This window comes from Cupriavidus cauae (assembly GCF_008632125.1).
In the GTDB taxonomy this organism is placed as follows: Bacteria; Pseudomonadota; Gammaproteobacteria; order Burkholderiales; family Burkholderiaceae; genus Cupriavidus; species Cupriavidus cauae.
The window spans coordinates 1-25,758 of record NZ_VWRN01000006.1 but is presented as its reverse complement, the minus strand read 5'-3'; the positions used below and the strand labels follow the sequence as shown (position 1 = coordinate 25,758).

Sequence of the window (25,758 nt, the reverse complement as noted above, 5' to 3'; positions counted from 1 at the left end):
TGCTACAGATCCAAGTGACGTAAAAAAATCAGACAAAATCCGACATGCCCGCCATGCTGGAAGCGGGAGCGGCTATGGCAGTATGGCGCGATGGCGGCGCCACTCGCGGTCCCGGCCGCGGCCCGCGGCGCCTTGCCGATTCTCCAACCCCACAGGAGCCCGAACCATGCCGAGTTTCGATCGCCGTACCGTTGCAGGCCAGCTGCTGCAGGGAGGCCGCTGAGATGGCCGGTGCCAGCCTGCTTGCGCTGCTCGACGATATTTCGACGATCCTCGACGACGTCGCGACGATGAGCAAGGTCGCCGCGCGCAAGACCGCGGGCGTGCTCGGCGACGACCTCGCGCTGAACGCGCAGCAGGTGACCGGCCTGAAGGCCGAGCGCGAGCTGCCGGTGGTGTGGGCGGTGGCGCTGGGTTCGCTGCGCAACAAGGTGATCCTGGTCCCGGCGGCGCTGGCCATCAGCGCCTTCGCGCCGTGGGCCGTGACGCCGCTGCTGATGATCGGCGGCGCCTTCCTGTGCTACGAGGGCTTCGAGAAGCTCGCCCACCGCTACCTGCCCGGCCACGCCGAACCGACCGAGCGCGCCCGGGAGGCGGTCGAGCGCGCCGCGCTGCGGCAGGCGGCGGCCAATCCCGCGGTCGACCTGGTCGCGCTGGAGAAGGAAAAGATCAAGGGCGCGGTGCGCACCGACTTCATCCTGTCCGCCGAGATCATCGTGATCTCGCTCGGCACGGTCGCCAACGCGCCGTTCGGCACGCGGCTGGCGGTGCTGACCGCGATCTCGCTGCTGATGACGGTGGGGGTCTACGGGCTGGTGGCGGGCATCGTCAAGCTCGACGATGCCGGGCTCTATCTGAGCGGCCGCGGCAACGGCTTCGCGCGCCGCATCGGCGATGGCCTGCTGCGGCTGGCGCCGATCCTGATGAAGACGCTGTCGGTGGCCGGCACGATCGCGATGTTCCTGGTCGGCGGCGGCATCCTCGTTCACGGCCTGCCGTGGGCGCACCATCTGGAAGAGACCGCCGCGCAATGGCTCGCGGCCATCCCCGGCGTCGGACCCTTCCTGTCCTGGCTGGGGCCGCTGCTGATCAATCTGGTCGGCGGCGTGATCGCCGGCGCCATCGTGCTGGCCGGCGTGATGCTGGTGCAGCGCGGCCGGCGGGCGTTGCGGCCGAGTTCGCACTGATCCGCGCAAGGCGTTTTCACGGCGCCCTGGGGATAACTCCGGGGACAACCCTGTGCCCGCCCTGTGCGCCGCGCAAGGGACAAGCGCTGGGCAGCCTGTGGGGCGCCTGTGGACCGCGGACGGACAAGTCCGGCGCGCTCCGAACCCGTTTCCCCGAGGGCATCGGGTTATCCCGTATACGTCGGGTTTTCCCCTAAGCCTTATACAGTCCGCCAGCCCTTGTGCCGCAAGGGCGCGGCGCCCTTATCCACTGTGGAGGGCGCCGTTTACCTACTACTATCTACGTATACGTAAACAATCTTTAAAGACCATGGGGCACCGTTGCGCGGAGCGGCGACTGGATGTGCGTTTACGTACGTAGGGCCGCCAAGCACGTTTGGGCACGTTCGGCAGGTTGGAGACGCCATGTACCTTGGGATGCTCATGCGTCCCAGGCACGCAGCCCGTCCGCCCCAACCGCGCCGACCGCCCAGACCGTCCCAACCGCCCCAGCCGCCCCAGCCGCCCCAACCGCGGTCCCGCTACCGCGGCACCTTGAACGCCGCCCGTTTACGTTGCGCTTCCTCGCGCGCCCAGCATCCCTGCTGGTGGTCGTTGACCATGCCCATCGCCTGCATCAGCGCATACATCGTGGTCGGCCCCACGAAGCGCCAGCCACGTTTCTTCAGGTCCCTGGACAGCGCCGTCGCCTCCGGACAGGTCGTCATCGTGCGCAGTACCTCCGGCGTCAGCACGGCAGGCCGGCTCTTCGGGTCGGGCTCGTAGCGCCACAGATAGGCGGCCAGCGAGGACTCGGTCTCCAGCAGTTCGAGCGCGCGCTGGGCGTTGTTGATCGCCGCCTCGACCTTGCCGCGGTGGCGCACGATGCCGGCATCGCCGAGCAGCCGCTCGATGTCTCGCTCGCCGAAGCGGGCCACCTTCTCGACGTCGAAGTTGGCGAATGCCTTGCGGAAGGCCTCGCGCTTGCGCAGGATCGTCAGCCAGCTCAGGCCGGCCTGGAAGCCCTCGAGGCACAGCTTCTCGAACAGGCGGCGGTCGTCGTCGACCGGATAGCCCCACTCGTTGTCGTGATAGTGGCAATAGTCCTCGAGCGTGCCGCACCAGCCGCAGCGCACCAGCGGCGTGTCGGGCGCCGGTGCGGCCTGCTTGGGTCGGGTGGTGGCGGGCATGGTGGTCATCGTGTCTCCGTTGTCTCGATTGGGGCCGGTGGGGCAGGGTTGGGGCCGGTTTGGGCCGGTTTGGGCCGGTTTGGGCCACGTTGGGCCGGGTTGAGCCAAGTGGGGCTGGGTGGGGCCAGGTTGGGACGAGGTCGCGACCCCGCAAGCAAGCCGCCATGTTAGTGCGAGTTCGCCGCCGCTTGCAGGGGACAACGCCGCAACGCTGAATTTCAAAATATTTGACCGAGGCGTCCGCAACGCTTGACGCCGCGACGGTGGGGATTTGTCAAACTAGGCCCGTATTCCCCGCATCCACGCTGTCGAAGAAAGGATCCCCATGTTGCCCGCGCTCTATGTCTCCCACGGTTCGCCGATGCTGGCGATCGAACCCGGCCCGGTGGGCCCGGCGTTCGATGCGCTGGGCGAGCGGCTGCGCGCCTTGCAGCCGCGCGCGGTGCTGGTGATCTCGGCGCACTGGATCTACAGCACGCTGGCCGTGACCACGGCCGAGCGCCAGCAGGCCTGGCACGACTTCGGCGGCTTCCCGCCGGAGCTCTATGCGCTGCGCTACGACGCGCCGGGTTCGCCGGCGCTGGCCGGGCGCGTCAAGGCGCTGGTAGAGGCCGCCGGCATCCCGGGGGCCGGGTTTGTCGCGCTGGACGATGCCAGGCCGCTCGACCACGGCGCCTGGCTGCCGCTGCGGTATTTCTTCCCCGATGCCGACGTGCCGGTGGTGCAGCTGGCGCTGAATCCCTACCTGGACCCGGCCGTGCAGATCGAGATCGGCCGCGCGCTGGCGCCGCTGCGCGACGAGGGCGTGCTGGTGGTTGGCTCGGGCAGCTTCACGCATAACCTGCGCGAAGTGTTCGGCGGGGAACGGCCCGTGCAGCACGGCGGCGCGGCCGAGCCCTATGTCGAGGCGTTTCGCGGCTGGATGGCCGGCGCGCTGGACGAGGCGCTGCGCACCGGCGATACCGCGCGCATTTCGCGTTATCGCAGCGAGGCGCCGCATGCGCGCCGGGCCCATCCGACCGACGAGCATCTGCTGCCGTTCTTCGTCGCGCTGGGGGCGGCGCTAGGCCCCGCGGCGGGAACGGCCGGCGCGCCTGTGCCGGCCAAGGTGGCAGAGACGGCCGAGGTGGCAGAGACGGCAGAGACGGCAGAGACGGCAGAGCCTGCCGAGGTGGCACAGGTCGCCAAGGTCGCCGGGGCCGCCAAGGTCGCGCGTGCGACCGATGCGGTCACCTACGGCGTACTGGCGATGGATACCTTCGTCTTCGAAGGCATGGGCGTGGCCGCCGCGGCGTGAGTCCGGCGGGGTACAGCTAGGCGGCCGCCGGCGGCGCCCCCAGCATGCCGCGCCGGCGCAGCGCATAGGCGAACGCGCCGAGCGCCGCGATGGCCAGCACCACCATCACCCAAAGCATCAGCCAATAGCCGCCGGCCGCCGTCCACATCAGTGCGCCGAGCCACGGCGCGATCGCCTGCATCAACAGCACCGGCGTCATCATCAGCCCGTTCAGCGTCGCATAGTGGTGCCGCGAGATCAGCTCGGGCATCGCCATCGCACGCAGCATCGTGTTGATGCCGTTGGCGCAGCCGTAGAGCACCGCCGCCAGCATCAGCCATTTGCCGTGGCCCAGCGCCAGCGTCAGCAGGCCGAGGCTCATCACCAGATAGACCGGCATCGCGATCCGCACCGGCTGGCGCGACGGCATGCGTGCCATCGCCAGGCGGCCGATGACCTGCGCCGGGCCGATCAGCGCCGCCACCATCAGCTGCTCGCCGACCGGCAGGCCCTTTTCGTTGAGCATCGGAATCAGGTGCGCGCCCAGCAGCGAGGCCACCACCGCCAGCGCGGTGAAGGCCAGCACCACCGCCCAGAACACCGGATCGCGCAGCGCCAGCGTGGCGATGCCCGGGGAGCCGCCGCCCAGCGGCGCGACTGGCTGCACGCTGGCATAGGTCGGATGCGGCGTGAAGCGCAGCCGCGCATGCAGCGGCGCGCAGACCAGCAGGTTCAGCGCGGCGAAGATCAGCAGCGTGCCGCGCCAGCCGATATGCAATACCAGCCATTGCGCCAGCGGAATGAAGATGGTGCTGGCGAAGCCCGCCACCAGCGTCACGATGACGATCGACTTCTGGTAGCCGTCGCCATAGGCCTGGCGCAGCACGACGAAGGCCGGCTCGTACAGCGTGGTCGCCATCGCCAGGCCCAGCGGCACCCACATCAGCAGGAACAGCGTCGGGTTCGGCGTCCAGGCCCACAGCATCAGTCCCAATCCCGCCAGCACCGAGCCGGTGCCCATCACCCAGCGCGCCGGCGCCCGATCGAGCAGCCGGCCGACGGCGAACGAGCACAGCGCCCAGACCAGCAGGCCGAGCGAATAGCCGCCCGCCAGGAAGGGCTTGCCGTAGCCGAGCGTGCGGCTCATCGGCTCGATGAAGACGGTGAAGGCGAAGTACAGCGTGCCCCAGGAGATGGTTTCGGTCAGACCGAGTACCCAGGCCAGATGGCGGGGCGGTTCGGACCAGGGGGCGGATTGGGACTGTGGTTCGGCGGGGCCGGCGGCGTCGCTGTCGGCCGCCATGCCGGGGGCGGAGCCGGCGGTGTCGGGGCGGGGACCGGAAGAGAGGTCGGGTGTCGTCATGGCATGCGCCGGGAAGGCCGGCGCCGTGGCCGCCGATGCGATGCCGGCGGCGCATGGTTTGGGGGAAACCCGATTGTAGCGGCGGCTCGCCGCAGCGTGCGCGGGGCGTTGCGCGGCGGCATCGCGCGTTCCCGGCTTTCGCGCTCTCCCCGAGACTTCGCGCCTTCCCCGGGCCTTCACCCCTTCCCGGGCTTTCGCGCCTTCCCGGCGGCCTTCGCGCTTTCCCCGAGCCTTCGCGTCTCCTCCCTTCCGCGGCCCCTACACCCTGGCGTCGGGCGGTCCCTTCAGCTCGACCACATTCCCATCGGGATCGCGCAGGTAGATCGACGGCCCCGTGCCTTCGGCGCCGTAGCGCGATTCGACCGGCCCCGCCTCGACGCCGTGCGCGCGCAGATGGGCGGCGATGGCCTGCGCATCGAAGGGCTCGACGCGCAGGCAGAAGTGGTCCAGATTGCGGCCCTCCGGACCCGGTCCCGCGCCGCCCGCCTTGCCGAGCGGGCCGTCGAGCGTGACCAGATCGATCAGGCTCGCGCCGGCGCGCAGCTGCGTCAGCCCCAGCTTCGGCTGCTCGCGCTCGAGCGTGCAGCCCAGCACGTCCACGTAGAAGCGCAGCAGCGCGGGCACGTCGGCGCTGCGCAGCACCAGATGATCGATACCCCGGATCGACAGCATGGCGTCGGCGCGGCGGCGTTACAGGCGCCGCCCGTCGAAGGGGATGACCTTCAGCTTGTCCAGGTCGATCCCCTCCAGGCAGCGCGCATTGACGGCCGCCGTCGGCTGGCCCTTCGGATCGATGGCTTCGCCGAACGGCCCGCAGCCGCACACCGGACAGAAATGGTGGGCGATCTTCATGGTGTGGAAGCGGTAGGTCGAGTAGTCGGACTCGGGCGTCTTCAGGTGGAACCGGTCGCGCGGCACGAACCACAGCAGATGGCCGCGCCGCTGGCAGATCGAGCAATTGCACGACAGCACGGCCTCGATCTCGCCCTCGACCTCGAATGCAATGCGGCCGCAGTGGCAGCTGCCCTGGTATGGCATGGTGTTCTCCTCGGTTCGGTGAAAGGGTGCCGCCGGTGCTCCAGGGGGATGGCTTCGGCGCCTTGGCTTCGGCGGCTTCGCTTCGGCGACTTCGCTTCAGCGACTTCGCTTCAGCGGGTCGGTTTCGGCGGGTTGGCTTCAGACTGGGGTTTGCTTCAGTATCCTGCCGGCGACTGTCGGTATCCTGACAGTGTAGCGGCATCAACCGATGTCACAATGCCGCAATCCCCAGAGCGCATCAGCGCCGACCCCACCAGGAGACCACCATGAGCGAATCCCACCCCGCGCCGCGTGCGCGCTTCAGCCATATGGAACAGGGCACCCGCGAGGACTGGGCCGCGATCTCGGCCGAGTTCATGCCCTATGCCGCGGCGCTGCCGGACCGCGTGCTGGCCCATCTGCGGCTGCTCGACGGCGACTGCGGCGGCTTTCCGGTCGACCGGCTGACCCACAGCCTGCAGACCGCCACGCTGGCCCACCGCGACGGCCGCGACGAGGAATACGTGGTCTGCGCGCTGCTGCACGATATCGGCGACACGCTGGGCAGCTACAACCATCCCGACATCGCCGCGGCGATCCTGAAGCCCTTCGTCAGCGCCGAGAACTTGTGGATGGTGGAAAAGCACGGCGTATTCCAGGGCTATTACTTCTTCCATCACCTGGGCCTGGACCGCAACCTGCGCGAGCAATTCCGTTGCCAGCCGGAGCTGTTCGAGCGTACCGCCGAGTTCTGCGCGAAGTACGACGCCGCGGCCTTCATGACCGACTACGACACGCTGCCGCTGTCGTTCTTCGAGCCGATGGTGCGGCGCGTGTTCGCGCAGCCGAAGAACTCGATGTATGTGAAGAAGGGCGAGGACAAGCTGGCGCAGGTGGAGTAGGGCGGCAAGCTGACTGGGAGAATCGGCTCCCCTCTCCCGCTGTGCGGGAGAGGGGAGCACATCGCAGGCGAGATCAGCCTTTCAAACTCACGCCGCCTGCTGCCCCGCCTGCGGATTCCTGAACTGCGCCAGCAGCGTCTGCCAGCGCGAGCGCGCCGCCTTCAGGTTGTTGGCCTTGACGTGGCCGAAGCCGCGGATGTCGTCCGGCAGATTGGCCAGCGCCACCGCGGTGCCGTGGTTGGCGGCATTGAGCCCCGCCACCAGTTCGTCGAGCAGCGCCCGGTATTCGCCGATCAGCGCGCGCTCGGTGCGGCGTTCCTCGGTCTTGCCGAACACGTCCAGCGGACCGCCGCGCAGTCCCTTCAGTCTCGCCAGCAGCTTGAAGATCGTCATCGTAGACGGGCCGAAGCGGCGCTTGATCAGGCGGCCCTGCTCGTCGTGCTTCGCGATCATCGGCGGCGCCAGCCAGAAGTTCAGCTGGTAGTCGCGGCCCGGCTCGCCCTCGAACTGGTTGCGCAGCTTGTCGAGGAAGACCGGATCGGTATAGAGCCGCGCGACCTCGTACTCGTCCTTGTAGGCCATCAGCTTGGCGAGGTTGCGGGCTACCGCCTCGGTAAGCGGCAGCGGCTTGCCGCTGCCCACCAGCGCGCTCTCGGCCGCGCGCACGCGGTTGACCGCGTCGCGATAGGTCTGCGCATAGGCGGCGTCCTGGTACGCGGTCAGGTGCTCGGCGCGATGGGCGATCAGCTTCTCCAGCAGCGCCCCCGACGAGGTCGGCAGCTTGACCACGTCGGCGCCCTCGGCGGTGCGCTTGAGCTCGCCGGTCAGCGACAGCACGTGCTCGGGGTCGTGGGCCATATGGCGGCCCCACTCGAACGCGGCCTTGTTCTTGTCGACCGACACGCCGTTCAGTTCGATCGCGCGCACCATCGCGTCCAGCGACAGCGGCACCCAGCCCTTCTGCCACGCATAGCCGAGCACCAGCGGGTTGGTGTAGATCGCGTCGCCGAGCAGCGCCACCGCCAGCGCGCTGGCATTGATGAAGTCGCATTGCTCGCCGACCGCGTTGCGCACGTCCTGCTCGGCCGACAGCCCGGGGAACTGCCACTTCGGATTGCGGATGAACTCGGCGGTCGGGGTTTGCGCGGTATTGACGATCGCGCGCGTGCGGCCCGCCTGCGCCTTGGACAGGACCTCGTCGGTCGCCGACACGATCGCGTCGCAGCCGATCACCAGGTCGGCCTCGCCCATCGCGATGCGCGTGGCGTGGATATCCTCCGGCCGCGCGGCGATCTGCACGTGCGACAGCACCGCGCCGCCCTTCTGCGCCAGGCCCGCCATGTCGAGCACGGTGACACCCTTCTGCTCCAGGTGGGCCGCCATGCCGAGCAGGCCGCCGATGGTCACCACGCCGGTGCCGCCGACGCCGGTCACCAGCACGCCGTACGGCCGCTGCAGCGCGGGCAGCGCCGGCTGGGGCAGCGGCGGCAGGTTCGCCATCGACACGCCGTGCGCCTCGGGCTTGCGCAGCTGCGCGCCTTCGGCGGTCACGAAGCTGGGGCAGAAGCCGTTCAGGCAGGAGAAGTCCTTGTTGCAGGACGACTGGTTGATCTTGCGCTTGGTGCCGAGCTCGGTTTCCAGCGGCTCGACCGACAGGCAGTTGGACTTCACCGAGCAGTCGCCGCAGCCTTCGCACACCGTGTCGTTGATGAAGACGCGGCGCGCCGGATCGGGGAAGCTGCCGCGCTTGCGGCGGCGGCGCTTCTCGGTGGCGCAGGTCTGGTCGTAGATCAGGATGGTGCAGCCCGGCACCTCGCGTAGTTCGCGCTGGATGCGGTCCAGCTCGTCGCGATGGTGAACCGTGACGCCCTGCGGCAGCTTGATCGCGCCGCTGTATTTCTCGGGCTCGTCGGTGACGATGTCGATCCGCTTGGCGCCCTCGGCGGCGACCTGGAAGGCGATGTCCTGCACCGACAGCTGGCCGTCGACCGGCTGGCCGCCGGTCATCGCGACCGCATCGTTGTACAGGATCTTGTAGGTGATATTGACGCCGGCCGCGATCGACGCGCGGATCGCCAGCAGGCCCGAATGGAAGTAGGTGCCGTCGCCGAGGTTGGCAAACACGTGCTTGTCGCCGGCGAACGGCGCCTGCCCGATCCACGCCACGCCTTCGCCGCCCATCTGGCTGAAGGTGCTGGTGCTGCGGTCCATCCAGACCGTCATGTAGTGGCAGCCGATGCCGGCCAGCGCGCGCGAACCCTCGGGCACGTTGGTCGAGGTGTTGTGCGGGCAGCCGGAGCAGAACCACGGCTTGCGCTCGGCGGCCACGCGCGGTGTGGCCAGCGCGCGCTCCTTGGCCTCGATCACCGCGATGCGCGCGGCGATGCGGGCGCGCACGTCGCTGGGCAGGTCGAACTTGTCCAGGCGCGTGGCGATCGCCTTGGCGATGATCGCCGGCGACAGCTCGTAGTGCGCCGGCAGCAGCCAGTTGCTCTGCGGAATCGACCATTCGCCGCCGGCATTGTCCTTCTCGTCGAACTTGCCGTAGACCTTGGGCCGGACGTCGTCGCGCCAGTTGTACAGCTCTTCCTTCAGCGCGTACTCCATGATCTGGCGCTTTTCCTCGACCACCAGGATTTCCTGCAGGCCCTCGGCGAAGGCGCGCGCGCCCTGCGCTTCCAGTGGCCAGACGCAGCCGACCTTGTACAGCCGGATGCCGATGCGTTCGCAGGTCTCCTTGTCCAGGCCCAGGTCGGTCAGCGCCTGGCGCGTATCGAGGTAGGCCTTGCCGCCGGTCATGATGCCGAAGCGCGCGTGCGGCGAATCGATTTCGATGCGGTCGATGCGGTTGGCGCGCACATAGGCCAGCGCCGCGTACCACTTGTAGTCGAGCAGCCGCGCTTCCTGTTCCAGCGGCGGATCGGGCCAGCGGATATTGAGACCGCCCGGCGGCATCGCGAAGTCCTGCGGCAGCGCGATCTGCACGCGGTGCGGATCGAGTTCGACCGAAGCCGACGATTCGACCACGTCGGTGACGCACTTCATCGCCACCCACAGGCCCGAGTAGCGGCTCATGGCCCAGCCATGCAGCCCGTAGTCGAGATATTCCTGCACGTTGGCCGGGAACAGCACCGGCAGCCCGCAGGCCTTGAAGATGTGTTCGGACTGGTGCGCCAGGGTCGAGGACTTGGCCGAGTGGTCGTCGCCCGCAAGCACCAGCACGCCGCCGTGTTTCGACGAGCCGGCCGAGTTAGCATGCTTGAAGACGTCGCCCGTGCGGTCCACCCCCGGGCCCTTGCCGTACCACATGCCGAACACGCCGTCGTACTTGGCGCCCGGGTACATGTTGACCTGCTGCGAGCCCCACACCGCGGTCGCGGCCAGGTCCTCGTTCAGGCCCGGCTGGAACACGATGTTGTGGCCGGCCAGGTGCGACTTGGCCTTCCACAGCGCCTGGTCCAGCGCGCCGAGCGGCGAGCCGCGATAGCCCGAGATGAAGCCGGCGGTATTGAGGCCGGCGGCGCGGTCGCGTTCCTGCTGCAGCATCGGCAGACGAACCAGCGCCTGCGTGCCGCTGATGTAGATGCGGCCGCGTTCGAGCGTATATTTGTCGTCCAGGGTAACGTTTGCGAGCGCGCGACGGATGGCGTCGCTGACCGGGGCGGTCAGGGGGGCATTCATATGTGCTCCTCTTCGGGCATGTTGTCGGGATCGCCGACACACTTCAGTGGTGGGCAGCCGCGCAGGCCTCTTGTGAAGGCGGAAGCGACCGTGTCTCTGCCCGGCATGGTAGCACCGGCGGCGTTGACACGGCACCCTGCGGCGCAGCATCCCGGGCCCCTTCCGGCTCGGCGATTTCCCGAATGGACAAGCCCTGGCGTGTACACTGCACTGCATCCAAGCCCGGCAGCGGGCGGCGTCCAAGGGATGCCGCCCGGGCCGCGGTGGTGCAACCCCCCACTGCTGGAGCGAGCGCTCCCCCAGGACAACCGATGAATACCAATCCCCGCCAGGGCACCGCGACCCTGGCCGTTCTGATCGACGCCGACAATGCCGCTCCCGGCATCGTCGAAGGCCTGCTGGCCGAAGTGGCCAAGTACGGCGTGGCCGCCGTCAAGCGCATCTATGGCGACTGGACCAAGCCCAATCTGGCGGGCTGGAAGGAATGCCTGCTGTCGCATTCGATCCAGCCGATCCAGCAGTTCCGCTATACGGTGGGCAAGAATGCCACCGACAGCGCGATGATCATCGACGCGATGGACCTGCTGTACTCCGGCCGTTTCGACGGCTTCTGCATTGTCTCCAGCGACAGCGATTTCACGCGGCTGGCCTCGCGCATCCGCGAGCAGGGCCTGACGGTCTATGGCTTCGGCGAACGCAAGACGCCCAAGCCCTTCGTCACCGCCTGCGACAAGTTCATCTACTCGGACCTGCTGCGCGGCGACGTCGGCAGCGACGAAACCGACGAGGCCAGCGCGCCGGCCCGCCGCCGCAGCGGCGGCGAGCTGCGGCAGGACACGCGACTGGTGCGGCTGCTGCAGTCGGCCGCGCAGGCGGTGTCCGACGAGGAAGGCTGGACCACGCTCGGCAGCATGGGCACCCACATCGCCAAGCAGGCGCCCGAGTTCGATTCGCGCAACTACGGCTACGGCAAGCTGTCGGAGCTGGTCGCCGCGACCGGCCTGTTCGAGGTCGAGACCCGCAACGGCGGCAACAACAAGACCATCTGGGTCCGGCTCAAGCGGCGCGGCGAACAGCGTGGTACCGAACAGCGTGGCGGTGAGCAGCGTGGCGGTGAGCAGCGCGGCGGCGAGCAGCGGGGTGCCGAGCAGCGGGGTGCCGAGCAGCGCGGTACCGAACAACGAGGTGCTGAGCAGCGCGGTAGTGAGCAGCGAGGCGTCGAGCAGCGCGGTAGCGAGCAGCCAGGTGGTGAACAGCGCGGAAGCGAGCAGCGGGGCGACAGACAGGACCACGCGGGGCAGGGTGGCCAGCGTCAAGGCGGTCAGGGCCAGGGTGGCCAGGGGCGGGGCGGTCAGCGCGGACGCGGCAACGCGGCTCCGGCACCGGCACCGGAACCGGCAGAAGCGGTGCCGGCCGTCAGCGAACCCGTGCCTGCGCCCGAGCCGGTGCAGTTCGACGAGCCGGCGGTAGCCGCCGCGGCCGAGCAGCCTGGCCATGGCGCCCATGGCAATCCCGAACCCGCCGCGCCGCCGCGCTCGTCGCGCGGCCGCCGCGCCTCGCGCCGTCCGGACGTGAAGTTGAGCGACACGCCATGGCCGATCGACAGCACGGTATTTGCGGCACCGGCAGCGGCAAGCGAAGCGCTGGAGGTTCCGGGCGCGGAAGCGCCGGCGATGGCGGAGCCGGAGGAACCGATGGAAACCGCCGACGCGGTGCAGGCCGCCGAGGCCGCGCCGCCGGCACGCAAGCGCCGCAGCCCGGCCCCGCGCAAGCGCGCGGCGAAGAAGACGGCGGCAGCGGAATAAGCCGTTCGCGGGGCGGGCGCCGCTTGCCCTCTCCCCCCGCCCCTCTCCCGCAAGCTGGAGAGGGGAGAAAACCGGCAGTGTTCTACCGAGTGTCAGCTTCCTGAAGCGGGAGAGGGGAGAAAACCGGTGGTGTTCTACCGAGTGTCAGCTTTCTGAAGCGGGAGAGAGTGGGACATCGTGATGCACATCGACGGTGTTCTCCCTCTCCCCCTCAGGGGGAGAGGGCCGGGGAGAGGGAGGTGGTGTTGCTCCGTGCAACGCCCCGCGCTACCGCACCAGCTGATTGATCTCGATGATCGGCATCAGCACCGCCAGCACGATCAGCAGCACCACCACGCCCATCGTCAGGATCAGCAGCGGCTCGAGCAGGCTGGTCAGGAACAGCGTGCGCCGTTCCAGTTCCTGCGCCTCGCCCTGCGCGGCGCGCTCCAGCATCGTCGGCAGATTGCCGGTGGCCTCGCCCGAGCGGATCAGGTGCACCAGCACCGGCGGAAACTGGTTCTGCGCGGCCAGCGCGCGGGCCAGCGACGAGCCCTCGCGCACGCGTGTGGTGGCGTCCTCGACGTTGGCGCGCAGCGCCTCGTTGCCCAGCGTTTCTCCGGCCGCCTGCAGGCTGCGCAGGATCGGCACGCCGGCCGACACCAGGATCGCCAGCGTGCTGGCAAAGCGCGCGGTGTTGTAGCCGCGGATCAGCTTGCCGGCCAGCGGCGCGGTCAGCAGCCAGCGATGCCATTCGAGCCGCACGCCGGGCTGGCGCAGCAGCGCGCGGATCGCCATCACCGCCAGCGCCAGCACGATCAGCGCGGCCCACCACCATTGCCGCACGAAGTCCGACAGCGCCAGCATCACCACCGTCAGCATCGGCAGCTTCTGCTTGGTGTTGGCGAACACGCTGACGACCTGCGGCACCACGTACGACAGCAGGAAGATCACGATCGCGAACGCCACCACCGTGACGATGGCCGGATAGGTGAAGGCCAGCCGGATCTTGGCGGTCAGCGTGTTGCGGGTCTCGATATAGCCGGCCAGCCGTTCCAGCACCAGGCCCAGATGGCCCGAGTGTTCGCCGGCCGAGACCAGCGCGCGATAGATATCGGGAAAGTCGCGCGGATGCTGCATCAGCGCGACCGACAGCGAACTGCCGCCCATGACCTCGGCGCGCACGCCGGCCAGCAGCTCGTGCACATAGGCGCGCTCGGCCTGGTCGGCCAGCGCGGCCAGCGCCTCGTCCAGCGGCAGGCCGGCGACGATCAGGCTGGCGAGCTGCCGCGTGAACAGCGCCAGCTCCTGCGTCGACAGCCGGCGGCCGAAGCCCACCGCGCTGCCGCCACGCGCGGCCTGCGCCGCGCTGCCGAGCGCGTCGACGGTCAGCGGGGTCAGCCCGCGGGTGCGCAGATGCGTGCGGGCCTGCTTCGGGCTGTCGGCCTCGATCACACCGCGGTCGGTCTTGCCGGCGGCGTCGACGGCTTCGTAGCGATAGGCTGGCATGGCTCAGGTCACGGGGCTCGGTGGCGCGGAGTCCGGCACGGAACTCGACGGCACGTGGATCGAGGGCACGGAGGTCGAAGGCATGGAGGTCGAAGGCACGGAGGTCGAAGCCACGGAGGTCGAAGGCACGGAACCCGGCACGGGGCGCGATCGCAAGCGTTCCATCGCGGCTTCAATCGCGCGTCACGCGCAGCACCTCTTCCAGCGAGGTCGCGCCGCTGTCGATCCAGCGCTGCGCATCGCCGCGCATCGTGTGCATGCCGTTGGCGAGCGCCGTCTGCTTGATTTCCGATTCGGGCGACTGGCGATGGATCATCGTGCGGATGCGGTCGTCGACCACCAGCAGCTCGTAGACGCCCATCCGCCCCTGGTAGCCCGACTGCCCGCACTTGTCGCAGCCGACCGGGTGCCACAGCTTCTGCAGCGGCTTGCCCTCGGCCAGCAGCGTGTCCGCCTCGGCGGGCGTCACCGCGATGGTCTCCTCGCGCTTGCAGTGCGGACACAGCCGCCGTACCAGCCGCTGCGCCAGCACGCCCAGCAGCGACGACGACAGCAGGAAGGGCTCGATCCCCATATCGACCAGGCGGGTCACGGCCGAGGCGGAGTCGTTGGTGTGCAGCGTCGCCAGCACCAGGTGGCCGGTCAGCGAGGCCTGCACCGCGATCTGCGCGGTCTCCAGGTCGCGGATTTCGCCGATCATCACCACGTCCGGATCCTGCCGCAGGATCGCGCGCAGCGCCTTGGCGAAGGTCATGTCGATGCGCGCGTTGACCTGGGTCTGGCCGATGCCGTCGAGGTCGTACTCGATCGGGTCCTCGACCGTCATGATGTTGGTGGTGCGCGCATCGAGCCGCGACAGCGCCGCGTACAGCGTGGTGGTCTTGCCCGAGCCCGTCGGGCCGGTCACCAGCACGATGCCGTGCGGCTGGCGGATCAGGTCGTCGAAGGCGGTCAGCGTGCCGGGCGCCATGCCCAGCTTGGCCAGGTCGAGCCGGCCGGCCTCCTTGTCCAGCAGACGCAGCACCGCGCGCTCGCCATGGCCGGTCGGCAGCGTCGACACCCGCACGTCCACCGGGCGCCCCCCCACGCGCAGCGTGATGCGGCCATCCTGCGGCAGCCGCTTCTCGGCGATATCGAGCTGCGCCATGATCTTGATGCGCGAGATCAGCGCGCCATGCAGCGCCTTCTTCGGCCGCACCACGTCGCGCAGCGTGCCGTCGACGCGAAAGCGCACCACCGAGGCCGATTCGAACGGCTCGATGTGGATATCCGAGGCGCCTTCGCGCGCGGCCTGCGTCAGCAGCGCGTTGATCATGCGGATGATCGGCGCGTCGTCTTCCGATTCGAGCAGGTCCTCGACCGCGGGGATGTCCTGCATCAGCCGCGACAGATCGACCTCGCCCTCGACTTCGCCGACCACCTGCGCGGCGGTGCCGTCCTGGCGGTTGTAGGCGTCGGACATCGCGTGTTCCAGCGCCTGCGGGTCAAGCACGCGCAGATGCAGCGGTCCGTGCACGCGCGCCAGCTCGGCCAGCGCCGCCGGCGAGGTCGAACGGCTGACCCAGACCTCGAGCCCGTCGGCGCGCTGATGCGCGACCAGCAGCTTTGCCTCGCGCGCGAAGCCGTAGGGCACCAGGCGCGCGGCGATCGGCGAGGACAGCGGCGTTTCGGCAACGGCAGCGGCAACTGCAGCGCCACCGGCACCGGCACCGGCACCGGCAAGCGTGCCCCCGACCGTGCCGGCCGGGGTATCGCCGAGGATATCGCCCGAAGTCGCGCCGGAAGTTGCGCCGGAAGTTGCGCCGGAAGCCATGCCGGAAGCTGCGCCGGGAACGGAGGAGGGCAGTGTCGCCATCGTGGTTTGCCTCTGTGGTCGAGCCCGCCGCTCAGGCGCCCTCGCCCTGGTTGGGCGCGCGCGAGGTCGGGCCCGGCGGCGGCAGCGTCTGCTCGAGCGGCAGCGGACCGGGCACCGGGCCGTTGTTGCGCGGGTCGACGAACGGCGCGGTGGGCGCCTCGGCCGGCGGCAGCACCGGCGTCTGCGTGTCGCGCATCATCATGTTCGGCGAGACGAAGCCCTGCTGCTCGCCGCGGATATAGCCATAGCGGTCCTGCGTGATGCGGTCGGTCGCGCCGGAGGTGCGCATCACGTAGGGGCGCAGGAAGACCAGCAGGTTGGTCTTCGCGCGCGACTTGTTCTCGTAGCGGAACAGCCCGCCGATCCACGGCAGGTCGCCCAGGCCCGGCACCTTCTGCACGCCGTCGCCGTAGTTGTCCTCGATCAGGCCGCCCAGCACGATGATCTGTCCGTCATTGACCAGCACATTGGTCTCGATCGAACGCACATTGGTGGTCGGACCCTGGATCAGGTTGGTCGTGCCGGGCACCACCGACGACGACTCCTGGTAGATCTGCAGCTTGACCAGCCCACCGTCGGTGATCTGCGGCTTGACCCGCAGCGTGATGCCGACATCCTTGCGGTCGAACGTGTTGAACGGCGTGCCGCCGCCGACCGCGTTGTTCTGCGCGTACGAGCCGGTCGTGATCGGAATGTTCTGGCCGATCAGGATCTTGGCTTCCTCGTTCTCCAGCGTGATCAGGTTCGGCGTCGACAGCAGGTTGACGCTGCCCTGGCTGCCCAGCGCGCGCAGCAGCGCGCCCAGGCCGAGCGCGCGGTTGACCACGCCCAGGTTCAGGCCGCCGATGTCGGGCACCAGTTGGGCCGCCCGTTCGATCCCCGCCGCGCCGTTCTGCGAGATGTCGTAGACCGCGCCGCTCAGGTTGATGATGTTGCTGCCGCCGGTGCCGAAATTGGTGCCGGCGAAGAAGTTGTTGTTGCCGCCCGAGGAGCTCAGGATGCCTTGCCACTGGATGCCGAGCTCGGCCGCCTGGGTCGAGGTCACCTCGACGATCATCGATTCGATGTAGACCTGCGCGCGGCGCGCGTCGAGGTCGTCGATCACCGCGCGCAGGCTGCGGTAGACCGCCTCGCTGGCGGTGATGATCAGCGAGTTGGTCGACGGATCGGCCTGGATGATGCCGCCGGTGGTCGGAATCTGGTTCGGCGCGAACGAGGCCGAGAAGGCCGAGCCGGTCCCGCCGGTGCCGCCGCCGAAGCCGCCGCCGGTGCTGCCGGTGCGGCCGTAGCCGCCCATCCCGCTGGTGCCGCCGGTGAACTGCCCGGTCGGCGCCGCGATGTTCTGCGTGCCGGCCATGCCGGCGGCCCCGCCCACGGCGCCGGCGATGCCGCCGATGCCGCCCTGGCCCTGCTGCGCGACATTGAAGCTGGCGTCGGCGGCGACGATCGCGCGCAGCGTCGGCGCCAGCTTGACCGCATCGGCGTTCTTCAGCGGCACCACCCAGATGTTGCCGGGGCGCGCGTGCGGCTGGTCCAGCTTCTCGATCAGCTGGCGCGCCTGCTGCAGGCGCGCCCGGCTGGTGGCGCGCACCAGCAGCGCGTTGCTGCGCGGCTCGGCGACCACCGAGGTGCGCAGGCTGGCATCGACGGCGGGGCCCGCCGCGCCGCCCGGCGCGCCGCCGGCCGCGCCCGGATCGAGCAGGCGCTGCAGCACCACCGCGGCGTCGCTCGCGATCGCGTACTTCAGCGGGATCAGCTCGACCTCGCCCGACGCGGGCGCATCGATCGCCGAGATGATCCGCGCGATGCGGCGCAGGTTGTCGGCATAGTCGGTGATCACCAGCGTGTTGTTGGCCGGATAGGCCGTGATGGTGTTGTTCGGCGCGATCATCGGCCGCAGCACCGGCACCAGCGCGTTGGCCGACTCGTAGTTCAGCCGGAACACCTGCGTCACCACCTGGCCGCCGCGGCTGGCGCCCGCGCCGACCACGGTGGGCGAGCCCTGCAGCTTGGCGTCGGCCTCGGGCACGACCTTGGTGAAGCCGTTGGCCTCGACCATCGCATAGCCCTGCATCCGCAGCACCGAGCCCAGCGTCTCCAGCGCCTGCGCCCGCGACACCGGCGCCTCGGTCACCAGGTTGACGGTGCCCTTGACGCGCGGGTCGATCACGAAGTTCTTGCCGGTGGCCTGGCCCACGGCGCGCACGACCGCCTCCAGATCCGCGTTGACGAAGTTGAGCACGACCTGGTCGCGGTTGCGCGGCGTGACGTCGGGCGGCGCCGGCACGGCGGGGCTCGCCGGTCCGGGTGCCTGCGCCCAGAGCGGGGCCGGCGCCATCAGCGACAGGGCGCACAGCGCCGTGACGGCGCGCGCGCAGGCGGTAGGCAGGATGGGGCGTCGGTCTGTTGTCGTCATAAGCTCGGTTGGTTGCGCATTCCGGTGCTTGGCGGTGCCTTGCGCCGGGTCAGAAGCGCAGCCTGGTCACATTGTTCTCACGTCTTCCCAGCAGGCTCAATAGGGAGGCCAACTGATTGGCGGCGTCCGGGTCCGCGTGGGCGGTGCCCTCGAAGCGCGCCTGGCGGCCCAGCGGTCCGCCGCCCTCCAGGTGCAGCGGGCCCGCCACGGTCGACAGCCTGAGCATGCCAGTGGCGCCGCTCCAGTCGATTTCGGCGCGGTAGCTGCCGAGCGGCCGCAGACGGCTGACGGCCGATGATACTTGGTCGATGCGAAGCGTCAGGTGGCCGTACATCCCCGCCGGCCGGCCGCCATCGGACTTGTCCCCGCGAAAGCGGCCCTCCAGCGCGCTCCAGTCCAGCCGCATCGCGCCGTCCGGGCGCAGCGTGTTGAACGGCGCGCCGATGCCCTCGAGCAGCGAGGCCGGCAGCCGCATCGAGCCCGACTGGGCGTGCCAGCCGGCCGGCGTCACCGTGACGGTGACGGGGGCGGGCATCGCCTCGGTGTGCTGCGCGACCAGCCGCAGCGAGCCGGTCAGCAGCGGCCAGAACGCGACCTGCCACTGCAGGCGGCCGGGCAGGACCGTGGCGGTGCGGCTGCCGGCGCCGGCCGACAGCGCCAGCGTGGCGCTGCCGCGCCAGAGCGAGCCGGCGGCATCGGCCAGCAGCACCCGGCCCTCGGTCCGGCTGGCGACGGTGTCGGCGATCCAGGCCGCCGGCAGCGCGGCAATCACCGTCACCGCGACCGTGGCCAGGCCCAGCAGCGCCCAGCGCAGCATGCCGCGGCGGCGGGCAGGCCGCGGCTCGCGTCGCCGCAGGCGCAGGGCTTCCAGGCGCGCCATCAGCCACGTCCACCCGGACGTTCGGGCCCGGCGGCGGGTCCCTGCAAGGTGGCGGTGACGTTGACGACGGCGGTGGCGCCGACGTAGACAATGCGGGCGTCGGTGACCTTCAGCCGCTGCTGCTGCCGCACGTCCGACAGCCAGGCGGCCACCGCGCCGAACGGCACCTTGTCGAGCTGGACCTGCACCGTGTTGTCGCCGGTCGGCGCGACCCGGCTGGCGGTCAGGCCATGCTGGGACAGGCCGTCGCGCAGCGCCTGCACCAGCGCCTCGCCGCGCAACGCCGGCGCGGGGCTTGCCGACAGGCCGCGCGCCTCTTGCGCCAGCGTTTCCATCTCGGCCAGCTCGGCGCGCAGTTGCGGCAGGCTCCTCTGCAGCCGCTCGCGGCCTTCGGCGGCCGGTTCCCACAACACGCTGTAGCCGATCGTCAGCGCCAGCAGCGCGCCGCCGACCGCCAGCAGGGTCTGCTCGCGCGGGTTGCGGGCGGTCCAGAAGGCCTCGGCCTGCTCGCGCCAGCGGGCGGGCAGGCGCGGGCGCAGCTTGCCGAGCCGCGCGGCCAGGCCGGCGGTTGAGCGGGTCCGCGAGGCGGCGGCGGACGTGGGCCGATCGTGCGCGCGGTCGTTCATGGTGTTGCCTGGTGAGCGGACATGGCCGGGAGGGCGGCCATGGCAAAAAGGCCGGACATGGCGCGGAGGCCGGGCATGGCTGGGATGGCGGACATGGCGGGGAGGGAGCAAATGGCGCGCATCACGACAGCGATCCCGGCTTGATGATCCAGCGCGAGCCGGCGGGCGCGGGGCCGCCGCCGGAGCGGCCCGTGTCGGCCGGCGCGCGGTCTTCTTCCATCGACAGTCCCGCCTGGCGCGCGGCCTGGCGCAGCGCATTGGTATCGGTGCCCGGCTTGAGCGTCGCGTGCAGTGCGCGGCCGCGGTACTCGAGGGCGAGCAGCGCGTCGGGCGGCAACTGGCGGCCGGCCTGGGCGAAACGGTCGGCCAGCGGCAGGAAATCGTCGGGCGTGCTGCGGCCGCTGGCCAGGCGCAGCTGTTCGACCTGGCGGCGCATCTGCAGCGGCGGGTCGACCACCACCGGCATGCGCGGGAAGGCGCTGCGCAGCAGCTGGGTCTGGGCCTGCTGCAGCCGCGCCTGTTCGCCGCGCAGCATCAGCCAGTGGATGTTCAGCGCGACCAGATGGACGACCAGCAGCGCGGCGGCCAGCGCCAGCGGCGCGCGCCAGGCGCGCAGGTTCCAGCGGTCGGCGCGGCCCTGCGCGAAGTCGAACTGCGCCAGATCCAGCGAGGGCTCGCGCAGGCTCGCCTGCGCCCCTTCGATCCAGACCGGCCAGCCGAGCGGGCGTACCGAGGTCAGCGTCGGCAGCGCGGCCGCCTCGCGGTCGCCGTACCAGATGCCGGCCGGCGCCAGCGCCTGCCAGGCGGCCAGTGCGTCGTCGCTGAGCAGCAGGCCGTAGCCCTGATAGCGTTCGGTGCGCACGGTCAGTTGCCAGAACGGCGCGGCATGGCCGGTGCCGGCGCCGGTGCCGCCGGTGCCCATTTCCCCTTCGAGCAGGGGCGCGGCGGCGGCCAGTGCGCTGGAGGCGGCTTCGAGCGCCAGCGTGGCGGGCGGCTCGGACGGGGAGGCGGCTTCGGGCGCAGCCGAGGGCTCGGCCGGACCGGATGCGTTGGCCGGAGCCGCCGTGCCACCGCCCTCGGACTCGCTATCAGCCAGCGGCAGGCAGAACTGCGCGGGCAGCAGATGGCGGCGGCGATGGCGGTGTTCGGCGAAGGCGTCGAGCACCGCGCGCAGCCAGGCGCGTTCGGTCACCATCAGCAGGCGGCGGCGCGGACCGCGCGCGGCGGCTGCGGCGCTGGTGGCATCGGCGCCGGCTTGCGGGGCCTCGGGCCCGACCGCGATATGGCAGGCCTGCGCATCGGCCGCCAGCGAATCCTCGACCAGGTTCGGCAGCGCGAGCTTGAGCCGGTTTGGCGCCAGCGGCGGCACCGCGGCGGCGGTCACCAGCACGTCGGCGGCGGCGACGATCAGCACCAGCCGGTCGGCCGGCGGCAGCTCGGCGATCGGCGCGTAGCCCTCGCGCAACAGGTGGCCGGTGGCCGGGGTCCGCTCGCGCCGGCCCTGGGCGGCCGCGGCATCGCGCACCAGCGCGAACGGCAGCGCCCCGAAGCGCCAGGGCTGCGGTTGATCGTGGGGGCGATGCGGCAGGCGGACGAACAGGGTGGTGCTCAAGGTTTCCTTGGGGCTGCGCGGCAGTAAAGATGGACGGCGGAATCGTCGACGGCCCGGGGGCGCGTCTGCAAGCTGGTCCGGTTTCGTGCGAAGGCACGGGCCGGTCCGGTGTCGGCGGTGCCCGCTGTGCCGGCGGCGATCGCCGTGCGCACAGCCGGGTGCCGGTAAATGCCTTTCCGCCAAGGCATCAGCATACCTTGCCTTTGTGGCGGATTCGCGTCAACCGTTTCGGCAGCGTGCGGCGGGCCGCAGTGCCGGCGGCGCGGGTGTTCCGGGCAAGGGATGTCGATCGGCGCCATCGCTTTCGTCGCCTTCATCGCCCCGCTCGTCGCCCCGCTCGTCGCCCGGTCGCCGCCCCGGTCGTTGCCCCGGTCGTCGCCCCGGTCGCCGCCCTCATCGCGCTCATTGCCGTCATCGCCCTCATCGCAACTCCGGCATCCGCTCGAGGTCGCGCGTCCAGACCACCTGCGTCGCCTGGGCGCTGCCCAGGACCGCCGCGCGCCGCACCAGCGAGACCTGCATCCGGATCGCCCGCTCGTGGCGGATCAGGCCGTAGATCAGGAAGTAGTGCGAGCGCGTTTCCAGCGCGGTGCCGACGCTGGCATCGGCCTGCGGCGCGATCGCGCGCAACTGCGTCTGCAGGTCGCCCACGTTGTTGAAATAGGCACGATCGCGCTGGCGCACCAGTTCGCGGGCGCGGTCCAGCGGCAGCTTGTCGATGACCGCGGCCAGCACTTCCGGGTCGGCGGTGTTGGCGTTGACCGGCGTGCGGTCCGGCAGCAGGTCGACGAAGGGCTCGAGCACCGGCAGCATGTCGGGCTCGTAGCCGGGGATGGCCATCAGGTCCGCCAGGGTGTCGGGCGGCCGCAGCCCGGCGCGGCCGGCGCCGGCCCGCTCGGCCTGGAGCAGATGGCGCGCGGTCGCCTCCGCCAGCCCCTGGTTCAGGCCCAGCACGCGCAGCAGACGCCGATAGGCCGCGAGCCCGGCCGGGTCGATGGTCACCGAGATGCCGCCGTTGGCGCCCGCGGTGGTGGTGATCAGATTGCGCAGGTTGAAGCGGGCCTGCGCGTCGAGAATGCGGCCGGACAGGAAGGAGGTCTCGCCGGCGCGGTCGGTGCGCAGCGCGGAGCCGAGGAAGTCCGACAGCCGCGTCTCGGCGATCGGCACGGCCCACGGCTCGCCGAGATGGTCGACGTTGGAGCGGCGCAGGTCGTCGCGCAGGATCAGCCGCGCCCAATCCACCGCGGCCCGCTCGATCCAGGCGGCCTGGGCCGCCAGGCGCTGGTTCTCGACCGAGCGGATCTGCACCTGCTGGCGCCAAAGCAGGCCGGACACCACCACCACGGCCAGCGTGACGATCAGCAGCGCGGTGACCACGGCCGCGCCGCGCTGGCGGCCGGCCCGCGGCCGGAGGGACGGGAAACGGGGGCTGCCGTTCATGGCGTGCTCATGCTCACTGGCCCGTCATGCACAGCTTGTCGAAGCGGCGCGGCGTGTCGCCGTCGCCCATTCGCGCCAGCACCACCAGCTCCAGCCCGCGCAGCGCGCCGGCCGGGACGCCGATCTGCGCATTGCTGGCCGGCACCGCGCTGGCCGCGCCGATCCGCAGCGCGGCGCGCAGCTCGCCGCTGGTATCGCGCCAGCCGCCGGGCTCGACCCAGGCGCGCGCGACCAGCCCTTCCGCGTTGGGCACCAGCGGCCGCACCAGCTCGCCGCCGCCGCCCGGCTGGCGCAGCGCGATCAACGCCGCCTGCACGCCCTGGCGGTTGTCCAGCGGCGGGGAAGCGGCGCGCACCACGGCGCCGTTCTCGACCCGGTAGGCCACCACCTGCCAGGCGCCGGGCAGCCCCGGCTCGCGGCGGTCGCGCACCAGCAGCAGCCGGCCGTCCTCGAGTTCGACCGGGCTTTGCTGCAGCGCCTCGGGACGGGCCAGGTTCTCGCAATCGGTCTGGAACTGGCCGTACAGCAGCTTGAGCGCATCGAGCCGCTGGTCATGGTCGACCAGGCGCTCGCGGCCGCGCGTCATCGCGTCGAGACCGCGCCAGCCCATCACCGCCATCACGGCCAGCAGCGTGATGGCGACCAGCATCTCGATCAGCGTGAAGCCGCGCGCTTCAGAGCAGGTTGCGCGTTTCATTGGGGACGATGGTGACCAGCCAGGCGAGCCGCACCGAGCGGTCCTCGGCGGACGGATAGACCGCGATCTCGACGCGGCGGAAGGCGGGGTTCGGCGTCGGCGCGACGGTCTGCTCGCAATAGAGCACGATGCCGCCCTGCGGGCAGGGCGCGCCGCGCGTGCCGGGCTCGGGCCAGGTCTTGGTCAGGCGCAGCGCGACCAGCTGGTTGTCGGCGCTCCAGCCGGCCAGCATGCGCTGCTGCAGCGAGCCGCCTGCCTCGATCATCGAGCCCATCGCGCGCATCGCGGCGGTCAGCGCGACCGCCAGGATAGTCAGCGCGACCAGTACCTCGATCAGCGTGAAGCCGCGCGGGCGGCGGCTTGGCGTTCCCGCGCGAAGGCGGGCGCGGCGGTGTGGAGTCATTGCGCGCTGGCGAAATAGCGGCCGGTGCCGTCGCCGGTCACCTCTACGCGGATATTGCCGCGTACCAGCACCAGCTGCCGCGGCGCGTCGATCCACTCGCGGCCGAATACCAGCCGGGCGCCGCCCTGGCCGGCGGCGCCGGCGGTCACCGCGACCTGGTCCAGCGGCAGCCGCCACTGGCCCGGCGCGAAGACGTCGTCGAGCAGCGGCATCCAGCCGGACGGCGTGGCCTCGAGGAAGCGCCAGCCCTGCGGATCGGCTTCCCAGGCCAGCGGCCGGGCGCGCAGCTGCGCCTCTTCCTGCGCGAGTTCGAACAGGCGGGCGACCTTCTGGCCATCGTCGAGGATGCGGCCGCGCTCATTGGGCGTGGCGTTGATCGCCACCATCGACACCACGATGCCGGCCAGCACCATCACCACCAGCAGTTCGAGCAGCGTGAAGCCGCGCGAGCCCTTCCGCGATGCACCCCGCGCACGGGATGCGCCCGGTGGGCACGGTGGTTGCGATGGATGCGAGCGGTGCGCGCCGGTGGCCATGATGAAGACGGGCGTCAGCCGGCGGCGGGACGCTTAGTCCCAGTTGCCGATATCGGCGTCGTTGCCATTGCCGCCGGCCTGGCCGTCGGCACCGAAGCTGAACACGTCGATCTCCCCGCGCACGCCGGGGTTCAGATACTGGTACGGCTGGCCCCAGGGGTCGCGCGGCAGCTTTTCCAGATAGCCGCCGCCCTTCCAGTTGTTGGGGATCGGCTCGGTGGTGGGGCGGGTGACCAGCGCCGCCAGGCCCTGTTCGGTGGTCGGGTAGCGGCTGTTGTCGAGGCGGTACAGCTTCAGCGCCTGCATGATCGACGAGATGTCCTGGCGCGCCGCGACGATGCGCGCTTCGTCCGGGCGGCTCATGATCTTGGGCACGACCAGTGCCGCCAGCACGCCGAGAATCACGATCACCACCATGATCTCGATCAGCGTGAAGCCGGCACGGCGGCGGCGCAGGCGGGCGGCGCCGGCGGGTTGGCTGGGTCGGGCGAGGGCGGAGCTGGACGGAGTGTTTCTGCGCATCGGGTTTTCAGGCCTAGGTTGTCGACGGAGTCGAAGCCGGCGCGGCGACCGCGTCGCGCACCGGTGGATGGTCGTCCAGTATACCCGCGGCTTGTGACGCCTCGGTACCCGACGAGCACCGACATCGCGGCCCCGTCGGCGGCCACGTTGGTTGCCGTGTCGGCTGCTACGTCGTTGCGGCCGCCGGCTGCCGCGTCGGCTGCTGCGTCGTTGCCCCGCCGGCTGCCACGTCGGCTGCTGCGTCGTCGCCCCGCCGGCTGCCATGTTCGTTGCCGCGCCGGCCCCGACGGCCGCGGCCGCCGCCGTCATGCGGGTTGCAAGACAATCGCCATGACGCTCTGTTACGCTTGCCGCCATCGACAACCTGCGGCGGCCATCCCGGTCCGCCCGACGCGACCTCGTGCCACTGTCCCTGCCATCCGCTTTCCGTTTCGATGCCGGCGCCGCCTGGCTGCCGCGCATCGCCACGCTGCTGCTGTTCGTCGCGCTGTGCGCGCTGGCGACGCGATGGGTGCTGACCTTCAGCGCGATGGACACGATCCCCGTGCCGAAGACCGCGCGCGTGGCGCAGACCGAGGCGGTCGAGACCGGCGCCATCGCGACGCTGTTCGGCGGCAGTCCGCAAGCCGGCGTGCGAGACGTGCAGCTGCTTGGCGTGATCGCCGACCCGGTGGGCGGCGGCGCGGCGGTGGTGTCGATCGACAACGGTCCGCCCAAGGCGCTGCGCGCCGGCGCCGCGCTGTCGCCGCAGATCCGGCTGGTCGAGATCCGCGACCGCGCGGTCGTGATCGAGCGCGACGGCGCGCGCCAGACGATTGCCTTGCCGGCCCGGCCGCTGGCGGCGCGCGGTACGCTGCCGCGGGCGACGCCGGCGCCGTTGGCG

At 70.8% G+C, this 25,758-nt stretch carries 21 protein-coding genes; 5 read left to right on the top strand and 16 right to left on the bottom strand.

All coding sequences use genetic code 11. The features are described 5' to 3' along the window. Positions 1 to 224 precede the first annotated feature (224 nt). Positions 225 to 1,187 (top strand): DUF808 domain-containing protein, encoded by a 963-nt coding sequence (locus F1599_RS01570; RefSeq protein WP_149317553.1) that lies wholly within the window; start codon positions 225 to 227, stop codon positions 1,185 to 1,187. 521 nt (positions 1,188 to 1,708) lie between these two features. On the opposite strand, the gene F1599_RS01565 is transcribed toward F1599_RS01570, so the two are convergent. Next, positions 1,709 to 2,356, bottom strand: a complete 648-nt coding sequence (locus F1599_RS01565; protein WP_149317636.1) for a DNA-3-methyladenine glycosylase I — start codon at positions 2,354 to 2,356, stop codon at positions 1,709 to 1,711. Between the two features lie 325 nt (positions 2,357 to 2,681). On the opposite strand from F1599_RS01565, the gene F1599_RS01560 reads away from it, so the two are divergent. Beyond that, complete coding sequence (locus F1599_RS01560; protein ID WP_150081967.1) at positions 2,682 to 3,653, top strand: DODA-type extradiol aromatic ring-opening family dioxygenase; 972 nt, start codon at positions 2,682 to 2,684, stop codon at positions 3,651 to 3,653. Positions 3,654 to 3,669: 16 nt separating this feature from the next. Here F1599_RS01560 and F1599_RS01555 read toward each other — a convergent pair whose 3' ends face one another. From F1599_RS01555 to F1599_RS01545, 3 genes are all read right to left on the bottom strand, one after another. Then, positions 3,670 to 4,995, bottom strand: coding sequence for an MFS transporter (locus F1599_RS01555; protein WP_149317555.1), 1,326 nt, complete (start codon positions 4,993 to 4,995; stop codon positions 3,670 to 3,672). A gap of 258 nt (positions 4,996 to 5,253) precedes the next feature. Next, positions 5,254 to 5,667 carry a VOC family protein gene (locus F1599_RS01550; RefSeq protein WP_149317556.1) on the bottom strand — a complete coding sequence of 138 codons (414 nt, stop codon included), beginning with the start codon at positions 5,665 to 5,667 and terminating at the stop codon, positions 5,254 to 5,256. 18 nt (positions 5,668 to 5,685) lie between these two features. After that, the gene (locus F1599_RS01545; RefSeq protein ID WP_149317557.1) at positions 5,686 to 6,033 is read right to left on the bottom strand and encodes a GFA family protein; all 348 of its coding nucleotides are present in this window, start codon (positions 6,031 to 6,033) and stop codon (positions 5,686 to 5,688) included. 266 nt (positions 6,034 to 6,299) lie between these two features. On the opposite strand from F1599_RS01545, the gene F1599_RS01540 reads away from it, so the two are divergent. After that, on the top strand, positions 6,300 to 6,914 hold the full coding sequence (locus F1599_RS01540) for an HD domain-containing protein (RefSeq protein WP_149317558.1): 615 nt from the start codon (positions 6,300 to 6,302) through the stop codon (positions 6,912 to 6,914). A gap of 87 nt (positions 6,915 to 7,001) precedes the next feature. Here the strand turns inward: F1599_RS01540 and F1599_RS01535 are convergent, their stop codons facing one another. Then, a complete protein-coding gene (locus F1599_RS01535; protein ID WP_150081964.1) occupies positions 7,002 to 10,595 on the bottom strand; it encodes an indolepyruvate ferredoxin oxidoreductase family protein in 3,594 nt (1,197 codons plus the stop codon). 311 nt (positions 10,596 to 10,906) lie between these two features. Here F1599_RS01535 and F1599_RS01530 point away from each other — a divergent pair, with 311 nt between their 5' ends. After that, entirely contained in the window at positions 10,907 to 12,400 is a 1,494-nt protein-coding gene (locus F1599_RS01530) for an NYN domain-containing protein (RefSeq protein WP_150081961.1), read from the top strand. Positions 12,401 to 12,667: 267 nt separating this feature from the next. On the opposite strand, the gene gspF is transcribed toward F1599_RS01530, so the two are convergent. The 11 genes from gspF to gspG all read right to left on the bottom strand — a co-directional run bounded on the left by gspF (position 12,668) and on the right by gspG (position 24,875). After that, positions 12,668 to 13,888 carry a type II secretion system inner membrane protein GspF gene (gene gspF, locus F1599_RS01525; protein WP_150081958.1) on the bottom strand — a complete coding sequence of 407 codons (1,221 nt, stop codon included), beginning with the start codon at positions 13,886 to 13,888 and terminating at the stop codon, positions 12,668 to 12,670. A 172-nt stretch (positions 13,889 to 14,060) separates the two neighbouring features. Further along, entirely contained in the window at positions 14,061 to 15,701 is a 1,641-nt protein-coding gene (gspE, locus tag F1599_RS01520; RefSeq protein WP_223819420.1) for a type II secretion system ATPase GspE, read from the bottom strand. 73 nt (positions 15,702 to 15,774) lie between these two features. Beyond that, the gene (gene gspD / locus F1599_RS01515; RefSeq protein ID WP_150081956.1) at positions 15,775 to 18,159 is read right to left on the bottom strand and encodes a type II secretion system secretin GspD; all 2,385 of its coding nucleotides are present in this window, start codon (positions 18,157 to 18,159) and stop codon (positions 15,775 to 15,777) included. A gap of 49 nt (positions 18,160 to 18,208) precedes the next feature. Further along, positions 18,209 to 19,039, bottom strand: a complete 831-nt coding sequence (locus tag F1599_RS01510) for a type II secretion system protein N (RefSeq protein WP_150081953.1) — start codon at positions 19,037 to 19,039, stop codon at positions 18,209 to 18,211. Beyond that, a complete protein-coding gene (locus tag F1599_RS01505; RefSeq protein ID WP_150081950.1) occupies positions 19,039 to 19,665 on the bottom strand; it encodes a type II secretion system protein M in 627 nt (208 codons plus the stop codon). The genes F1599_RS01510 and F1599_RS01505 overlap by 1 nt, the downstream gene beginning before the upstream one ends. A gap of 121 nt (positions 19,666 to 19,786) precedes the next feature. Next, entirely contained in the window at positions 19,787 to 21,277 is a 1,491-nt protein-coding gene (gene gspL / locus F1599_RS01500) for a type II secretion system protein GspL (protein ID WP_150081947.1), read from the bottom strand. 420 nt (positions 21,278 to 21,697) lie between these two features. Further along, positions 21,698 to 22,717, bottom strand: a complete 1,020-nt coding sequence (gene gspK, locus F1599_RS01495) for a type II secretion system minor pseudopilin GspK (protein WP_150081945.1) — start codon at positions 22,715 to 22,717, stop codon at positions 21,698 to 21,700. A 13-nt stretch (positions 22,718 to 22,730) separates the two neighbouring features. Further along, positions 22,731 to 23,414, bottom strand: a complete 684-nt coding sequence (locus F1599_RS01490) for a PulJ/GspJ family protein (RefSeq protein ID WP_149317566.1) — start codon at positions 23,412 to 23,414, stop codon at positions 22,731 to 22,733. Next, the gene (gene gspI / locus F1599_RS01485) at positions 23,392 to 23,817 is read right to left on the bottom strand and encodes a type II secretion system minor pseudopilin GspI (protein ID WP_149317567.1); all 426 of its coding nucleotides are present in this window, start codon (positions 23,815 to 23,817) and stop codon (positions 23,392 to 23,394) included. The genes F1599_RS01490 and gspI overlap by 23 nt, the downstream gene beginning before the upstream one ends. Further along, a complete protein-coding gene (locus tag F1599_RS01480) occupies positions 23,814 to 24,353 on the bottom strand; it encodes a prepilin-type N-terminal cleavage/methylation domain-containing protein (RefSeq protein WP_150081942.1) in 540 nt (179 codons plus the stop codon). The genes gspI and F1599_RS01480 overlap by 4 nt, the downstream gene beginning before the upstream one ends. Positions 24,354 to 24,386: 33 nt before the next feature. After that, positions 24,387 to 24,875: a type II secretion system major pseudopilin GspG gene (gspG, locus tag F1599_RS01475; protein WP_149317569.1), complete on the bottom strand. Its 489-nt coding sequence runs from the start codon at positions 24,873 to 24,875 to the stop codon at positions 24,387 to 24,389. A gap of 400 nt (positions 24,876 to 25,275) precedes the next feature. Here gspG and F1599_RS01470 point away from each other — a divergent pair. After that, the coding region (locus F1599_RS01470) for a type II secretion system protein N (protein ID WP_150081938.1) at positions 25,276 to 25,758 on the top strand (483 nt) is incomplete at its 3' end.

Excerpts from the sequence above, each read along its gene's own strand:
- F1599_RS01570 (WP_149317553.1), top strand. The coding sequence starts at position 225 with ATGGCCGGTGCCAGCCTGCTTGCGCTGCTCGACGATATTTCGACGATC.
- F1599_RS01565 (WP_149317636.1), bottom strand. The coding sequence starts at position 2,356 with ATGCCCGCCACCACCCGACCCAAGCAGGCCGCACCGGCGCCCGACACG.
- F1599_RS01560 (WP_150081967.1), top strand. The coding sequence starts at position 2,682 with ATGTTGCCCGCGCTCTATGTCTCCCACGGTTCGCCGATGCTGGCGATC.
- F1599_RS01555 (WP_149317555.1), bottom strand. The coding sequence starts at position 4,995 with ATGACGACACCCGACCTCTCTTCCGGTCCCCGCCCCGACACCGCCGGC.
- F1599_RS01550 (WP_149317556.1), bottom strand. The coding sequence starts at position 5,667 with ATGCTGTCGATCCGGGGTATCGATCATCTGGTGCTGCGCAGCGCCGAC.
- F1599_RS01545 (WP_149317557.1), bottom strand. The coding sequence starts at position 6,033 with ATGCCATACCAGGGCAGCTGCCACTGCGGCCGCATTGCATTCGAGGTC.
- F1599_RS01540 (WP_149317558.1), top strand. The coding sequence starts at position 6,300 with ATGAGCGAATCCCACCCCGCGCCGCGTGCGCGCTTCAGCCATATGGAA.
- F1599_RS01535 (WP_150081964.1), bottom strand. The coding sequence starts at position 10,595 with ATGAATGCCCCCCTGACCGCCCCGGTCAGCGACGCCATCCGTCGCGCG.
- F1599_RS01530 (WP_150081961.1), top strand. The coding sequence starts at position 10,907 with ATGAATACCAATCCCCGCCAGGGCACCGCGACCCTGGCCGTTCTGATC.
- gspF (WP_150081958.1), bottom strand. The coding sequence starts at position 13,888 with ATGCCAGCCTATCGCTACGAAGCCGTCGACGCCGCCGGCAAGACCGAC.
- gspE (WP_223819420.1), bottom strand. The coding sequence starts at position 15,701 with ATGGCTTCCGGCGCAACTTCCGGCGCAACTTCCGGCGCGACTTCGGGC.
- gspD (WP_150081956.1), bottom strand. The coding sequence starts at position 18,159 with ATGACGACAACAGACCGACGCCCCATCCTGCCTACCGCCTGCGCGCGC.
- F1599_RS01510 (WP_150081953.1), bottom strand. The coding sequence starts at position 19,039 with ATGGCGCGCCTGGAAGCCCTGCGCCTGCGGCGACGCGAGCCGCGGCCT.
- F1599_RS01505 (WP_150081950.1), bottom strand. The coding sequence starts at position 19,665 with ATGAACGACCGCGCGCACGATCGGCCCACGTCCGCCGCCGCCTCGCGG.
- gspK (WP_150081945.1), bottom strand. The coding sequence starts at position 22,717 with ATGAACGGCAGCCCCCGTTTCCCGTCCCTCCGGCCGCGGGCCGGCCGC.
- F1599_RS01490 (WP_149317566.1), bottom strand. The coding sequence starts at position 23,414 with ATGAAACGCGCAACCTGCTCTGAAGCGCGCGGCTTCACGCTGATCGAG.
- gspI (WP_149317567.1), bottom strand. The coding sequence starts at position 23,817 with ATGACTCCACACCGCCGCGCCCGCCTTCGCGCGGGAACGCCAAGCCGC.
- F1599_RS01480 (WP_150081942.1), bottom strand. The coding sequence starts at position 24,353 with ATGGCCACCGGCGCGCACCGCTCGCATCCATCGCAACCACCGTGCCCA.
- gspG (WP_149317569.1), bottom strand. The coding sequence starts at position 24,875 with ATGCGCAGAAACACTCCGTCCAGCTCCGCCCTCGCCCGACCCAGCCAA.